This is a genomic window from Chlorogloeopsis sp. ULAP01, from assembly GCF_030381805.1.
Taxonomy (GTDB): domain Bacteria; phylum Cyanobacteriota; class Cyanobacteriia; order Cyanobacteriales; family Nostocaceae; genus Chlorogloeopsis.
In genome coordinates this window covers 68,052-82,864 of sequence record NZ_JAUDRH010000013.1, presented here as the reverse complement: position 1 = coordinate 82,864, position 14,813 = coordinate 68,052, and the positions used below count along the sequence as shown (strand labels likewise).

Below are 14,813 nucleotides of genomic sequence, written 5' to 3'. Positions count from 1 at the left end.
GACGAGAACCCTATGAAAACCAAACAAAAGCTGCCGACTTGGACATTGTTGTGGCAAATCATTCTCTACAACCCCAAGCTATATGCGCTCGACAGCATCATCTGGGTGTTTGGCATGGGGCTGCCGATTTTACCTGGACTAATTATTCAGGCATTTTTTGACACTTTAACGGGTGAATCGACATTAAGGTTTTCTGCTTGGGCAATTATTGCTTTGTTACTAGCTACTGGTTTAGCCCGGATTGTCTTTATTTTTGTGGGTCGTTTTACTAACACTCAATATCGGTTCCTCACCAGTTCATTGCTACAGCGCAATTTGCTAGAACATTTGTTACACTGCCCTGGCGCCAAGCCTCTGGTGGTGGGAGAGGAGACGAGTAAAACAGTATCTACGGGTGAGGTGATTAGTTACTTTCGGGATGATATCTCGCAAATCGAAGAAACAGTAGCTTGGATTGGCAGTATCCCTGGCTATGCGCTGATTGTCCTCGGTTCAGTTGCTATACTACTGAGCATTAATGTCCGCATCACGGTGTTTGTTTTCCTGCCCTTGGCGGTAATTGCTGCGATTGTCCAAGGCGCAGAAACTCGGCTGAAACGATATCGACAGGCTAGCCGCAACGCGACTCAACAAGTGACAGGGATTGTGGGTGACATCTTTGCTGGGGTTCAAACGATTAAGGTTGCTGGAGCGCAAACTGATGTGCTGAATTATTTTAATGGACTGAATGAGCAACGTCGTCAGTTGATGTTGAAAGATCAGGTGCTGACGGCAACTTTAGAGTCAGTTTTGCAGAATATTGTCAATCTGGGGACAGGAGGAATTTTGCTTTTGGTGGCGCGATCGCTACAATCTGGACTCGGTGCGCTGAGTGTTGGTGATTTTGCTCTATTTGTCTACTACCTATCCTTTATTACTGGTTTTTTAGACTATCTGGGCAGATTTATAATGCTTTGCAAGCAAACGGAGGTTTCTTTTGAGCGCCTAGCAGCTTTACTCTCTGGCACACCTGCTCAGACATTAGTTGCCCATCATAATCTTTACCTGAACTATCCTTTGACTGGCCAACCTGCACTGCCACCTATTGCCCAACCTGTTTGGGAGCAGAACTTGCGGTTGCGTGAATTGATGGCTTTTAACCTCACCTACCATTATCCAGATACTAATCAAGGGATTAGCGGCATCGATTTGAAGTTGGTTCGAGGCAGTCTAACGGTAATTACAGGACGTGTTTGCGCTGGCAAAACAACGCTGCTGCGGGTGCTGCTAGGATTGTTACCTCTGGAAGCAGGTTCAATTTACTGGAATGGTTGCAAGGTTGAGAATCCCACTGACTTTTTTGTTCCTCCGCGTAGTGCCTATACGCCGCAAATTCCGCAGTTTTTTAGTACCTCACTCCAAGAGAATATTCTACTGGGTTTAGAAAAAGATGAGATGGCGATTGAGAAAGCAATCTATCAAGCAGTTTTTGAACAGGATTTGGCTGCCATGAGCCAGGGGCTTGATACTATCGTGGGGCCAAAAGGCGTGCGGCTTTCTGGAGGGCAGTTGCAACGGGCTGCTGCTGCTCGGATGTTTGTGCGTCAACCTGAGTTGTTGGTGTTTGACGATCTCTCTAGTGCACTTGATGTGGAGACGGAACGAAAATTATGGTCGCGTTTGTTTGCCAGCAAAAGGGAAGTGGGAAATGGAGGTTGGTATCCAACCTGCCTTGTTGTTTCTCATCGTCCTTGGGTTCTACGTCATGCGGATTGTGTCATAGTTTTACGAGACGGAAAAATAGAAGCACAAGGCAAGTTTGATGATGTTCGTAAAATCTGTATTGAACTGCAATAGTAATTTCTTTGTTTTGATAGCGATCACGTTCGCACCTGCCACAGGTAGTCAGAAGTCAAATAGGCATTTTATATGACTTTGAGACTAAAAGTTTTGTACCTCACCAAATTGAACACCGCTGTATCATTAGGGCTGACGCGGGGATATGGGGACAAGAAAGCACAAGGGACAGGGGAGCAGAGGAGAACTACTAACTACTGTAGGGGAGGCAGCGCGCCCTTGCGGGTTTAGAAGATAAATTCTCGGTTTTAACCTTCATATAATCAACAAAACTACTACCCACTAACCACTAACCAGTACGGGCGGGTTTAGAAGATAAATTATCAGTTTGAACGGCAAGATAATCAACAAAACCCGCCCCTAGCAATGACAAATGACCAATGACTATTGACTAAAGTTCGGCTCGAATGGTAAAGGCATAATCTCCCCCTGGTTCGAGCTGGTAATCTTTTTGCTCTAAAAAACGACCGAGCGGTTCTTTAATTAAGGCACGACCTTGGGAAGGCTTGACAGATAGTTCTCCCCGACGAAAATGCCACTGGAATTGCCACTCAAAGTCACCTGCTCTTACTTCTCCTTCAAGTAAGCCGTGTTGCCAAGATTGACGGATAATCCTGACATGAGCAGTAGTTTGTGGTAAACGTTTAGCACTCACGATGCTTGGAATCAAGTTTGGAATAAAAACCGAATAGTAATAACTTTACATTTACTCAAAATACATCAAATACACCAATGGTAGTAATTGGATATTCTGATTCTACTCACTTCAAGTTAAACCTAAAGACTTAGTGTGCGTGTAATAACCGCTAACTATAAAGCATAGTATTTGTCTCAGGTATAAGAAATTTTCTGGATAAATTTAATTTCACATAACTAATTACACTTAAAACATAATCATCACATCTAAATCTCCAAACATCTGTTCCAGTAAGTCTTCCATAATATCTTGATTTCTTTGGTGGAGAACTTTTGGCCCATCAATAAACTCTTTGATAGTGATTTTTTGCTCTCTAAAATCCCTAACAAAATCGCGGATCTCAGAAATTACTTGAATTTCAGATTCAACTTGTTCTAACATCTGAGCAATAGGGTCAATTCCTTCTCGATTGGCTTTGCGACAATCAGAAACCATCACTCCTTCAGGAGTATTTTTCACCAAACGAAGTTCTCGTTTCAAATTTTCATATTGAGTTTTGAGGAATTCATTTTCCTGTTCTAAATTAGTAGATTTTCTAGTTAAATCGTCCTCACCATCACTTGTAATCGATTTTCCTGCTTGATGTTGCTGTTCAATTTCTAACAGTCGAGCTAGATCTCCATCTTGATAGGCTTTATTTAGTTCCTTCATAATTTCCGTGTGGCGCATCTGTGTCTCGCTGTCTGTTACTTTATCAGGGTGAAAAATTTCGGCTAATCTCAAAAATGTCTGGCGCACTTTTCGCGATTCATCAGTTCTAGTTGTGGTAGAAAATTCTAGCTGCTGCTTTGTTTGTTGATTTTGATGGCTTTCTTCTCCAGAAAAATTAAAGAACTCATTATCTGGATCGTTATTTTCAAAAAGTTCATCTAATTCTTCTGGCTCTTTTTGAGTTGATTTTGGACTAATCAGCCCCGCAATTTGAAGATTAAAATAAATTTTTTCAATATTTTTTTTAGTTTGTTTGCCAAGCTTTATGGTTGTCAAGATTTCATCAAAGAGAGTATGAATTTCTTGGTCAATTTCTGACAGTTTAGTAAAGTTAGGAGAACCTCGATGAAAGATGTCCGTAGCCAAAGAACGCATTTGCTCAACAAAATTCTTCAGTTCTGTGCGTTTTCTCTTAATTTGTTTAAGTAGCCATTGGTGTTCTTTTTCTAGGGCTTGGAAACGAAGATGGAGATATGAAAGAGCTAGTGATGTTGTTAGGCTTTGGTTTAGTGATGAAACTGATTTAGGCATGGATAAGAATAATTTTGAGGATACGTCACAGGGCTAGTTTTTAGTGTGTAATACCAAATTGGCACGCGGAAGTCTTGTTTCAAAATTCTGGGATAGCCTATTCATCAATGGTTTGAATCCAAAATCCAAAACTTGTACTGAGCTTGTCGAAGTATCTAAAATTTGTATAAGTCCTGGGAGTATGGTAAAACTTACATTCCATCCTTTCAACTGTTACACATGGAATTTTGACAAAAAACTTAGTAAAGAAGGTGTAGGGAAAAATCACCTTCGTTACCAGGTTCAACCTGGAACAAGAAATGACAAATTCTTTGCGCTGTTCCCTGTTCTCCGTTCCCTGCCATAATACAAAGCGATCGCTCTTACTTCACCTTAGCGATCGCTTTTTAGCTCAAATTCTTAAACTATGGATTTGGGATGAAATTCCCAATCCATCAGTAATTTATCGATTTACTGTTGCTTGTTCCCGCGCTGCGGCTGCCTGATCTGGGTGAATACCCAAGCGGGTGAGATTAATTCTACCTTTATTGTCTATTTCACGAACTTTCACAATGACTTCGTCACCGACTGCAACTTCATCTTCTACTTTGCCTACACGGTAGTCAGCCAGCTGGGAAATGTGGATCATGCCTTCTTTTCCGGGCAAAAATTCCACAAATGCACCGATTGGTATAATCCGAGTTACACGCCCTACATAAACATCACCTTCATTCAGCTTGCGCGTCATGCCTTGGATGATATTTCGAGCTTTTTTGGCTTTATTTTCATCTACAGCCGAGATAGTGACAGTACCGTCATCTTCAATATCAATCTTGGCACCCGTATCTTCGGTAATACCCTTAATTGTTTTGCCTCCTGGCCCGATCACTAGACCAATCATGTCTGGATCAATCTTAATTGTCAACAAACGTGGAGCGAAAGACGACATCTCGCTGCGTGGTTTGTCAATAACTTGGAGCATTTTCTCCAGAATGTGTAGCCGCGCTGCTTTCGCTTGGTTGACAGCTTGCTCAATAATATTCAAAGACAAACCCGGAATTTTCATATCCATTTGTAAGGCTGTAATTCCCGTATCTGTCCCGGCAACTTTGAAGTCCATGTCACCCAAAAAGTCTTCGATGCCCTGAATGTCAGTCAAGACTCGCACTTCATCACCTTCTTTAATCAAGCCCATCGCAGCACCACTAACAGGTTTAGCAATAGGTACGCCGGCATCCATCAAAGCTAGGATTGAGCCGCAAACCGAACCCATTGAAGTGGAGCCGTTAGAAGACAATACTTCTGATACTACCCTAATTACGTAGGGAAATTGGTCTTTAGGTGGTAATATAGGCAATATTGCTCTTTCAGCCAAAGCTCCATGCCCGATTTCCCGGCGTCCTGGCGCACGTAGAGGCTTAGTTTCCCCTACTGAGAACGGTGGGAAGTTGTAATGGTGCATATAGCGCTTTTGCTGATCTTGTTGCAAGTCATCAGTTAAGGTTTGTATATCTCCTGGTGTACCGAGAGTACAATTAGATAGTACCTGGGTTAATCCACGGTTAAACAAACCACTGCCGTGAACGCGCTTGGGCAGTAAACTAACTTGACAAGAAACGGGACGCACTTCATCTAGCTTGCGACCGTCCACTCGAACATTATCTTCGATAATTTGACGGCGCATCAGCTTTTTAGTGATGTCTTTGAAAGTATTGTCTAGAGCTTTTTTATTCGTAGTAGCAGCAACTCGGATCGGATCCTCTTCTGGTAGTTCAGCGATCGCACCTACAACTGATTCTTTGACTGCATCCAAAGCAGTATCCCGCTCAGTTTTCTCCAAATCAAATTGCGACAGAATTTTTTTAATTTCATCTGTAGCGCGATCGCGGATAAAGTTTTCCAGCGTCGAGTCTACTTCTGGTGCTGCTTCCTGGACAATTTCCAAACCCAGTTCTGCCATTAAATCTCGCTGTGCTTGAATTAAGTCCTGTACTGCTTCGTAGCCAAATTCAATCGCCTCGATAATATCTCGTTCCGGCAATTGATTAGCTCCCGCTTCCACCATAATTACGCCTTCTGGTGAACCTGCAACCACAAGATCCAGGTCTCCGGCTTCGACTTCAGCATAGGTAGGATTAATGATAAAATCATCACCTACCAAGCCAACACGTACTGCTGCCATTGGCCCATTAAACGGAATTTTTGCCAATAAGGTAGCGATAGAAGCACCAGTTACAGCTAGCACATCTGGCGGCACTAATTCATCCATCGAAAGAGTGATTGCCACAATTTGCAGGTCATCCCGCAACCATGATGGGAACAAAGGACGTAAAGGACGGTCAATTAAACGGCTGGTGAGAATCGCTCTCTCTGGCGGCCGGCCTTCTCGCCGCAGCAATCCTCCTGGTATTCTCCCTGCTGCGTAAAGCCTTTCTTCGTAATCTACAGTGAGGGGCAGAAAATCAACGCCTTCTCTGGCTGCTGATCGCGTAGCTGCAACTAGAACTGCCGTATCCCCAGACTGTATCAACACCGATCCACCAGCCTGGGGTGCTAGTAGACCCACCTTCAGTCGAATATCCCGTCCGTCAAAGGATATTGACTTCTCAAATTCTCCCATTCAGTTTCTTTTCCTTCTCTTCGTTATTCTCTCTCTGTGGCAATCCTAACATTTATGAACTAATCTGGCTGGAGTAGTATGCATAATGATTGACAACTTTAGTTACAGCTGTTTGTCTAGGGATATTAATTTGTATTTCTTCATATAAGTTGAATTTTTCTCGCTCGCTCACTTAATTGCCAAATTTTTAGCTAAAACATTTTGCAGGAAAATTTTCGGAGATCATAACTGGATTAAAATTGACCCTTGCTTTAATAAGTAGTTAAATTTGGCTTTCAGTTGTCAATTGCTTATTTGTTATGACCTCACGCACGCGATAAATCGGGCGTCCTTGAGATTCATGGTAAGTACGCATTAGTAACTCAGCTAACAAACCAAAGCAAAATAACTGTATCCCTGTTACCAAAAGCAGTACTGCCAAAATTAACAAAGGGCGATCGCCTATGTCTTGATGCAGAGCAAATTTTACCCAAGTTAAGTAAATGCCGATCACTCCTCCCGAAATTATGCTAATTAAGCCCCACAGCCCAAAAACGTGCATCGGGCGGGTGAGGAACTTTTTCATAAAGGCAATAGTTAACAAATCCATCAAGACTCGAAACGTCCGCGACAAACCGTACTTACTACGCCCAAACCGACGGGCATGATGGCGCACAGGTATTTCTGTAATTCTCGCACCTTCAATATACGCCAAGGCTGGCAAGAAGCGGTGCAGTTCTCCGTAGAGGTTCATATCAGCTACCAGTTCAGCACGATAGGCTTTGAGCGAACAACCATAGTCGTGAATATGCACGCTAGTCACGCGTCGAATCAGCCAGTTGGCAATTTTAGAAGGAAGTAAGCGCGTTACCGCAGCATCTTGGCGTGCTTGCCGCCAACCACTCACCAAATCGTAGCCTTCCTCCAACTTTGCCAGCAGCATGGGGATATCCGCAGGATCGTTTTGCAAATCGGCATCTAAAGTTACAACTGCTTTACCATGGGCGTAATAAAATCCGGCTGCCATTGCCGCAGTTTGGCCGTAGTTACGACGCAAAATCACGGTTTTTAAATCATGGCGAACTTGCGCTTGTTCCTTAAGAAACCGATCTGAACCATCCGTGGAACCATCGTCCACACAGATAATTTCGTAACTTAATTGACTACTTTTTAAAGTAGAAGCGATCGCCTCCAACAAATGAGGCAAACTTTCCACTTCATCACGCACAGGCACCACCACCGAGACATCAGGGATGGATAAGGACTTTGCTTCATATTGTCCAGCCATCCCATTAGAAATTAATTCACTCCTCATACCTATTCGTGTCCTTTTTTACTATGGGTATAGGGGTACAAGGGTATAGGGGTACCATTTAAATTCACCCATCAGGGTTTTTCCTGCACCCACATAATTTTCCCTTACACCCTCACACCCTTAAAACCTTTCTTTAATGACTATGCGGTTCGTAACTCTTCACCACTCTGCCAGCGCCACGTAGCTGCTGGTAGTATGACTGACTAACCTCATCGCCTTGTTCCGAGAGAATGTCAATCCCAATACCGTTACGTCCTTTATCTTTCCCAGAACTATGGATGTAACGATCATCTCCTAAATAGAGTCCCACATGAGTGGCTTTTTGGGGAATACCAAAAAATATGAGATCGCCTATTTCTAATTGGGAAATTGTCACTGGCTGGGTGAAAGCTTCCTGCTGGTAGGCATCTCTGGGTAACCAAACACCGACTGAACAAAAAGCTGCTTGCATTAAACCCGAACAGTCATAATTTGGCCCAACTGTACCACCCCAAAGGTAATAATTAGGCTGTTCCATCGCTTGATGGGCAAAAGCTATTACCTCTGGTAGCAATTTTCTAACTTCAGATTCAGAAAAAGATTTAGCCTGATAAAGTACAGTAGCAGTCTGTAATAGATTTAAATCTGCAAGCGATAACCACCCTGGATAATCATCCTCACACAAACGTACGTGTACAGATGTTTCATTGCCAGTCTGTGCATCCCTTTCAGTTGATTTCACCTGTAAATGTCGTCCTGATGCAGCTTGTGTTGCTAGGCGCGTACATTCGGGAGAATCGTATATGTTTATGTTAGCGAGACACTCGTACTCACCTAAAGTGATGAGATTTTGGATTTTGGATCTGAGATTAAGGGACATCCTACAAGAATAACAATGGCTTTCTTCAACAAAGACGTACAACTCGAACAGTTAGGCAATGCTATTTTAGAGGCTACTTGGGCAAAATTTCCGACCCTAGCCCGTAATCAAATTGCTCTAACTTGGATTGTCTACGATCCACCTGTACTAGTAAATACTGGTGGCGCTCTCACTCCAGATGCCTTTTGGAATCATCCCATCCGTGGTTTCACCTATAGAGGTGCTGAGCGAATTTACCCAGCGAGTGTGGTGAAATTGTTTTACTTGGTGGCGGTACAAGAATGGCTAGAGTCAGGAATGTTGCAGACTTCCACTGAGTTAGAAAGAGCCATGCGCGATATGATTGTAGACTCTAGCAATGATGCCACCAGCTTAGTAATAGATGTGCTGACTGGCACAACATCGGGGCCAGATTTACCACCAGGGCCTTTTGAAACTTGGAAACTACAACGCAATCTTGTTAACCGTTATTATCAGTCTTTGGGGTGGGCGGAAATGGAAACGATTAACGCCTGCCAAAAAACCTGGTGTGATGGGCCATACGGACGCGAACGCGTATTTTATGGTCAGTTACTAGAAAATCGCAATATGCTGACAACAAATGCTACCGCTAGATTATTGCACAGTATTGTCGGGGGAGTGGCAGTGTCTGGTGGGCGATCGCAATCGATGATGGCTCTACTGAAGCGCAGTCTGAATCCTGATGAATTGCCTAAGGATGTTGAAGAAGATCAAGTTACGGGTTTTTTGGGCGGTGGACTTCCCCAAACAGCACAAATTTGGTCAAAGGCGGGTTGGACTAGTCAAGTTCGCCATGATGTAGCGTATATTGAAATACCAGATTGCCGTCCTTACCTGTTAGTAGTATTCACTGAAGGTAAAGCAAACGCTAAGAATCGCGACATCCTGCCTTTTATTTCTCAGAGTTTTGTAGAAACAGTTGCGAATCTGGGATAGTGAAGAGTTAGTCATATGTATCGAGATCCCCGACTTCTTACTAGAAGCCGGGGATCTGACTCTTTAAGTCCTAACACACCTAAAATCTAGAATGGTGCGTTGCTGTTCCCCGTTCCCTTATAATGATGCGTCCGTTGAAAGTCCTAAAAGCGAAGTTCGATCTACCTCTGAAATTTTGGATTATCGCTTTGATTGCGTTTATTAACTCAGTCAGTTTCACAATTATTATTCCAATTCTTTATCCCTACGCCAAACAATTTGGACTGAGCGATTTTCAAGCTAGTTTACTCACTACAGGGTACGCGATCGCTCAATTTATAGCTACTCCTATTTTGGGGCGTTTTTCTGACTTTATGGGACGCAAGCCGCTTCTTGTCATTAGCCTTGTGGGAACGGTGATCGCGAATTTGCTCGCCAGCTTTGCACCTGTTGCCTGGTTACTTTTTGCGGCTCGGATTTTCGATGGTTTGACGGGAGGCAACACTTCCATTGCTAGAGCTATTATTACTGACACGACTGCACCAGGCGATCGCGCCAAAGCATTTGGATTGCTTGATGCTGCTTTTCGCTTAGGATTTGTTACAGGGCCTGCTATTAGTTATTTTGCTCAACTGTTACCAACTTTTCCGGGAGTTTCTTCACTAGGAATGAGCTTTTTTGCAGGAGCTATTATTGCCTTTTCAGCTGTTGTTCTGACTTGGTTGCTACTACCAGAAACCTTACCACAGCGACAGAAATTCCAACTGAGTTGGCAAATGTTTGGTTTCAGTAAAATCTTTCAGTCTGCATTGCATCCAAAGCTTGGTCAAGCCTTTGTGCTGACGTTTTTTAGTGGCTTTACATTTACAATCTTCACCTTCGCCTTTCAACCCTTCTTCCTTAAAGTGCTCAATCAAGATGCCCAAACTTTGGCGATCGTATTTACACTCATTGGCGTAGTCGGGGTGCTTACACAAATTTTTGCTGTCGAACCCCTGACAAAACGGTTCAATCTTGCCAATATTCTGGCTGTGGCAATTGCTGGACGAGCCGCAGTTTTTCTACTAATTCCTGTCTTTCCAGTTTTTCCTGTGTTCGTTGTCTTGGCGTGTCTTTTGGGTATCACGAATTCGTTTCCCATCCCACTGATCAGCGCTATCTTATCTATCAATAGCAGCGATCGCGAACAAGGTGAAGTTCAAGGAATTAATGCCTCTTACCTAAGTATCTCTAATGCAATCGGTCCTGCTGTGGCGGGTTTGCTTGTCAGTATTAGCTACGGCACTCCTTTTTGGGTGACAGGGGTTCTAACCTTGTTAACAGCAGGATTTGCCCTCAGTCTCAAATCATCGGTTCATTGTGGTAGAAAAACAAAGGGCTAGGAGCTAGAGGCTAGGGAAAAGAGATTCTTATTGGCTATTTGTATGATTTATCGCATGACAGTTTAGCTTGAAAAAGGGTGTAGGGAGGAAATTTTTATAGCAATGCCCAATGCCTTTTTCATGTTGAGTGAGTTCATTGCGACTATTTTGTTGTGCTGGTTCCTCAAGATTTGCTGATTTTATCTGTAAGTTCTTGTAAAACCAGGTTTCCATCTCGAAATACTGACCAACCATCACCTACCAGTACAGCCTCTATTTCCTTCATCTTTGCTAATCTTTGAACTGAAGCAATCGCTTCGACTTGATTAGAAAGTTTCGCATCTGGTAATATCATTAGACTACCCCCTTTATGTGCTCGTACCAAGTCACCAGTAATTAGGGTTGTTTTTTCTAAAAGTAATGCCAATTCGCCTGGGGTTTTTGAGCCATGTAATTCCAGTATCTGCAATCCTGGTACTAACTCATCACCTTCACCAAGCCAGCGATCGCACTTAATCGGAAAATAGTCTTTTTCAGCGATCGGTCCTGCGATTTTAGCACTAAAAGAATTAGCGATTTGCTTGGCAGCACGTACATGATCGGAGTTGGTAATAACTATCCAACTCGCACCACCCAAGGAATTAAGATGTTTCCAGTCGTAGATCGATAAACGTAATGGATCTATAACAATGTTTCCCTGGGGACGAATCCAAGCAACGCTATTGAAATCTACATTGCGTTCTTCATCGAAGCTCGACCATCCATATAAGTCAGAACGGTGTAGTAATTTCATAAAATAGATTTTTGAATCGCTCCCTTGCCAGCATACACTGCAATGGCATACTGGAGTGGGCAATTTGTGGAAATTTGTAGGGTGTGTTACGGCTATATAAATCTTTGAGAGTTTAAAAGAGCGAGAACTAGCCGTACGCCCCACTGACAGTGCGTTACGCGCTGCTTTAATGCACCCTACCAATTATTAAATGAGAGGTATTGTGTTGCATGAAAGTTGCATATAACTTTACGAGGTGATCATTTTTTGAAATTATCAATTTTAGTTCATGAGATTGACTTTACATTTTGGCTTGCTTGTTGCTAGTGGTGTGTGTCCCACTAGCTTTTTTCTTTTCAACTTCAGCGAAGATTTTTTGATTTCTGTTTACCGCAGGTGATCGGATTGCCAAAGACAAATTACTAGGTGTTGCATGAAAATTGCATATCACTTTACATAAATTTTAGTCTCTGGAATTCTAATCTTTAGACCATGATTCCTCAATAACTTCCAATTGGCTTTACTGTTAGTCAGTAGTGTTTCTTCTACTGGCTTTTTTATTGAGAATTTAGTTTAATTTGCTTTTCCTACTAAAGGCCCGCCTAATCGCACTTGAGGAGCAACTCCATCTGCAAACTGCTTAAAATTATCGATAAACATTTCTGCAAGTTTATAAGCCTGAATATTGTAATGATCAGGATCGCTCCAAGTCAAGCGAGGAGTCAGCAACTTCTCAGACACCCCAGGACAGCGAACTGGGACATGGAAACCAAACACCGGATCAACTGTCGTGGGTATTTCGTCTAATGCGCCACTCAGTGCTGCTGTTAACATGGCGCGAGTCTGTTTGATGGGGATGCGCTCTCCTACACCATAAGATCCGCCTGTCCAACCAGTATTGACAAGCCATACTTTTACTTTATAACGTTCAATTTTTTGCCCTAATAAATCCGCATAAACACTGGGATGCAAAGCCATAAATGGTGCGCCGAAGCAGGCACTAAAGACAGCTTGAGGCTCGTGTCCCAATCCTTTTTCTGTTCCGGCTACCTTCGCTGTGTAGCCACTTAAAAAATGATACATCGCCTGTTCATTAGTTAATCGGGCAATTGGTGGCAATACTCCCAGAGCATCAGCAGTGAGGAAAATAATATTTTGCGGATGACCAGTCATTCCAGTCGGGCTGGCGTTGCTAATATATTCAATGGGGTAAGCTCCACGAGTATTTTCTGTAAGAGTGGCATCATTTAAATCTAAATGCCTGGTAAGAGGGTTAATCGCGACATTTTCTAGAATGCTGCCAAAGCGTTGTGTTGTCTGATAAATTTCCGGTTCTGCTTCCCTAGATAGGTGAATTAACTTGGCATAACAGCCACCCTCAAAATTGAAGATGCCGCGATCGCTCCAACCATGTTCATCATCACCAATCAGCGTGCGCTTGGAGTCGGCAGAAAGAGTTGTTTTACCCGTACCAGACAATCCAAAAAACAAAGCCACATCCCCGCTTTGCCCAACATTAGCAGCACAATGCATTGGTAGAACGTGATGGTGAGGTAGCAGATAGTTAAGGGTTGTAAATATAGATTTTTTAATCTCACCAGCATAACTGGTGCCACCAACCAAAATTAATTTACGAGCAAAATTTAAGACAATAAATACATCTGAATGGGTGCCATCAATTTCTGGTTTGGCATGGAAGTTGGGCAAAGCAATTACAGTAAAATCAGGCAAAAAACTAGCGAGTTCTTGCCGCGATGGTTCAATAAATAGATTGCGGACAAAGATACTATGCCAGGCTGTTTCGGTAATGAAGCGAACCGACAGCTGATAGGTGGGATCAGCACCAGCATAATAGTCTTGAATAAACAGATCTCGTCCTTGCATATATGCCAGCATTCTTGCGTGTAGAGCCTCAAAACGATGCTCGCTGATGGGATAATTCACCTTTCCCCACCAAATCTCATTATTGCTGCTGGATTCACGAACGATGAATTTGTCATTTGGCGATCGCCCTGTATGTTGACCGGTACGCACAACAAATGGCCCTTCAGCCGCCATCACTCCTTCTTGCCGTCGAATTGCTTCTTCATAGAGGGCTGGAGTTGAAAGATTCCAATAGACATTACCAGGATTGAGGATACCTTGCTCTTCTAGAGCATAGTTGCTGTGCATTACGTTTCCAGGCATTGCCGATTCCATAGAATTGCCATTTAGTAATGGCACACTGTCAAGCCAGGTCTGTACAAATATATTTTCTGTCATTGCCCGATTTTTCGTTATTTAATGCTGTACTAAGCCAAAGATAGCCCTTCCTTCACAAACTTGCTTCTGTACCTTCTTTTTTGATGGCAACATAACATTTCTACCATTGCAGCGGTGTTTTCCAATATCGCAATGCAACAGAAAATTATGCTTATCTCCATCCAAAATAGAGGAAATTATTTTTAATTTTATTTTTTGATTGGCTCTAGTACCACGCTAAGAAAAAAATGTGAGGAAGTTGTGAGAAAGGAGTAATTCTTCATATAAAGTTTTATAGACATTAGTCATTGGTCAATTGTAGGGGCGGGTTTTAACAACAATCTCTCTAGGATGACGAAATATTCAAATAAACCTGCGCGTACAGTAGTTAGTGATTAGTAGGGGCTTAGTAACATACGGTTAACCGTACATAAGTTTGGGCGGTGAGTTTTCACTACAAAGCCAAGGGTTATCCACACAAGACTTTTATGTGTAAATTTGTCAGGATTAATGTTGTTAGTTAGAGGGCATTCTCAATGGGCAAGAGATTTTTTACTCAGTTACTAGTAGACAAAATTCGTAAAGTTTTCCGTAACTCTAAATATCGCTGGTTTGCAATTATTGCTGGTCTAGTGTACTTAATTAGCCCGTTGGATATTTCACCAGATGTTGTCCCGATTTTGGGATGGATAGATGATGGGCTAGTTGCTAGCTTAGTTGTTGCAGAAGTTTCCCAAATTCTGGCAGAAAAACTCAAAAATCGCCAAAAAGGCAATTCTGCCGCCTCAAATTCTACTCAAACATCTACTGTAATTGATGTTAACGCTGTATCTTGAAACTATTCAGTAGTGTTAGTAAGCAGTTAATGCTTTGGATATAAAAGCTAGAAGCACAATATCCATCTTGTTGAAAATTACAGTCAATCAGCTTCTTGCACAAAATATTAAGTAAATAGCACGGAGTTGGAGTGTCTCTA

General features: G+C 42.6%; 12 protein-coding genes. 5 read left to right on the top strand and 7 right to left on the bottom strand.

Annotated elements, in window-relative coordinates; all coding sequences use genetic code 11:
- The first annotated feature begins 12 nt into the window (after positions 1 to 12).
- On the top strand, positions 13 to 1,836 hold the full coding sequence (locus tag QUB80_RS23915) for an ATP-binding cassette domain-containing protein (protein ID WP_289791979.1): 1,824 nt from the start codon (positions 13 to 15) through the stop codon (positions 1,834 to 1,836).
- Positions 1,837 to 2,227: 391 nt separating this feature from the next.
- Here the strand turns inward: QUB80_RS23915 and QUB80_RS23910 are convergent, their stop codons facing one another.
- Together QUB80_RS23910 and QUB80_RS23905 are read right to left on the bottom strand one after the other, a co-directional pair.
- Complete coding sequence (locus tag QUB80_RS23910; protein WP_289791978.1) at positions 2,228 to 2,491, bottom strand: DUF3146 family protein; 264 nt, start codon at positions 2,489 to 2,491, stop codon at positions 2,228 to 2,230.
- A 228-nt stretch (positions 2,492 to 2,719) separates the two neighbouring features.
- A complete protein-coding gene (locus tag QUB80_RS23905) occupies positions 2,720 to 3,775 on the bottom strand; it encodes a J domain-containing protein (RefSeq protein ID WP_289791977.1) in 1,056 nt (351 codons plus the stop codon).
- 299 nt (positions 3,776 to 4,074) lie between these two features.
- Between QUB80_RS23905 and QUB80_RS23900 the strand changes: the two genes are divergently transcribed.
- Entirely contained in the window at positions 4,075 to 4,260 is a 186-nt protein-coding gene (locus tag QUB80_RS23900) for a hypothetical protein (RefSeq protein ID WP_289791976.1), read from the top strand.
- Here QUB80_RS23900 and QUB80_RS23895 read toward each other — a convergent pair.
- The 3 genes from QUB80_RS23895 to QUB80_RS23885 all read right to left on the bottom strand — a co-directional run bounded on the left by QUB80_RS23895 (position 4,218) and on the right by QUB80_RS23885 (position 8,527).
- Positions 4,218 to 6,374 carry a polyribonucleotide nucleotidyltransferase gene (locus tag QUB80_RS23895; RefSeq protein ID WP_289791975.1) on the bottom strand — a complete coding sequence of 719 codons (2,157 nt, stop codon included), beginning with the start codon at positions 6,372 to 6,374 and terminating at the stop codon, positions 4,218 to 4,220. The two genes, QUB80_RS23900 and QUB80_RS23895, sit on opposite strands and share 43 nt — an antisense overlap.
- Before the next feature lie 262 nt (positions 6,375 to 6,636).
- A complete protein-coding gene (locus tag QUB80_RS23890) occupies positions 6,637 to 7,668 on the bottom strand; it encodes a glycosyltransferase family 2 protein (RefSeq protein WP_289791974.1) in 1,032 nt (343 codons plus the stop codon).
- Positions 7,669 to 7,801: 133 nt separating this feature from the next.
- The gene (locus tag QUB80_RS23885) at positions 7,802 to 8,527 is read right to left on the bottom strand and encodes a C40 family peptidase (RefSeq protein ID WP_289791973.1); all 726 of its coding nucleotides are present in this window, start codon (positions 8,525 to 8,527) and stop codon (positions 7,802 to 7,804) included.
- A gap of 15 nt (positions 8,528 to 8,542) precedes the next feature.
- On the opposite strand from QUB80_RS23885, the gene QUB80_RS23880 reads away from it, so the two are divergent.
- Together QUB80_RS23880 and QUB80_RS23875 are read left to right on the top strand one after the other, a co-directional pair.
- The gene (locus QUB80_RS23880) at positions 8,543 to 9,484 is read left to right on the top strand and encodes a serine hydrolase (RefSeq protein WP_289791972.1); all 942 of its coding nucleotides are present in this window, start codon (positions 8,543 to 8,545) and stop codon (positions 9,482 to 9,484) included.
- Positions 9,485 to 9,606: 122 nt separating this feature from the next.
- The gene (locus QUB80_RS23875) at positions 9,607 to 10,845 is read left to right on the top strand and encodes an MFS transporter (RefSeq protein ID WP_289791971.1); all 1,239 of its coding nucleotides are present in this window, start codon (positions 9,607 to 9,609) and stop codon (positions 10,843 to 10,845) included.
- 163 nt (positions 10,846 to 11,008) lie between these two features.
- Here QUB80_RS23875 and QUB80_RS23870 read toward each other — a convergent pair whose 3' ends face one another.
- A complete protein-coding gene (locus tag QUB80_RS23870) occupies positions 11,009 to 11,617 on the bottom strand; it encodes an MBL fold metallo-hydrolase (protein ID WP_289791970.1) in 609 nt (202 codons plus the stop codon).
- A 552-nt stretch (positions 11,618 to 12,169) separates the two neighbouring features.
- Positions 12,170 to 13,858, bottom strand: coding sequence for a phosphoenolpyruvate carboxykinase (locus QUB80_RS23865; protein WP_289791969.1), 1,689 nt, complete (start codon positions 13,856 to 13,858; stop codon positions 12,170 to 12,172).
- 515 nt (positions 13,859 to 14,373) lie between these two features.
- On the opposite strand from QUB80_RS23865, the gene QUB80_RS23860 reads away from it, so the two are divergent.
- Entirely contained in the window at positions 14,374 to 14,673 is a 300-nt protein-coding gene (locus QUB80_RS23860; protein WP_289791968.1) for a YkvA family protein, read from the top strand.
- Positions 14,674 to 14,813: the final 140 nt, after the last annotated feature.

What these genes read in the sequence shown, in the direction of transcription:
- QUB80_RS23915 (WP_289791979.1), top strand. Translation starts at nt 13, where the DNA reads ATGAAAACCAAACAAAAGCTGCCGACTTGGACATTGTTGTGGCAAATC.
- QUB80_RS23870 (WP_289791970.1), bottom strand. Translation starts at nt 11,617, where the DNA reads ATGAAATTACTACACCGTTCTGACTTATATGGATGGTCGAGCTTCGAT.
- QUB80_RS23900 (WP_289791976.1), top strand. Translation starts at nt 4,075, where the DNA reads ATGACAAATTCTTTGCGCTGTTCCCTGTTCTCCGTTCCCTGCCATAAT.
- QUB80_RS23860 (WP_289791968.1), top strand. Translation starts at nt 14,374, where the DNA reads ATGGGCAAGAGATTTTTTACTCAGTTACTAGTAGACAAAATTCGTAAA.
- QUB80_RS23890 (WP_289791974.1), bottom strand. Translation starts at nt 7,668, where the DNA reads ATGAGGAGTGAATTAATTTCTAATGGGATGGCTGGACAATATGAAGCA.
- QUB80_RS23865 (WP_289791969.1), bottom strand. Translation starts at nt 13,858, where the DNA reads ATGACAGAAAATATATTTGTACAGACCTGGCTTGACAGTGTGCCATTA.
- QUB80_RS23895 (WP_289791975.1), bottom strand. Translation starts at nt 6,374, where the DNA reads ATGGGAGAATTTGAGAAGTCAATATCCTTTGACGGACGGGATATTCGA.
- QUB80_RS23875 (WP_289791971.1), top strand. Translation starts at nt 9,607, where the DNA reads ATGATGCGTCCGTTGAAAGTCCTAAAAGCGAAGTTCGATCTACCTCTG.
- QUB80_RS23905 (WP_289791977.1), bottom strand. Translation starts at nt 3,775, where the DNA reads ATGCCTAAATCAGTTTCATCACTAAACCAAAGCCTAACAACATCACTA.
- QUB80_RS23880 (WP_289791972.1), top strand. Translation starts at nt 8,543, where the DNA reads ATGGCTTTCTTCAACAAAGACGTACAACTCGAACAGTTAGGCAATGCT.
- QUB80_RS23885 (WP_289791973.1), bottom strand. Translation starts at nt 8,527, where the DNA reads ATGTCCCTTAATCTCAGATCCAAAATCCAAAATCTCATCACTTTAGGT.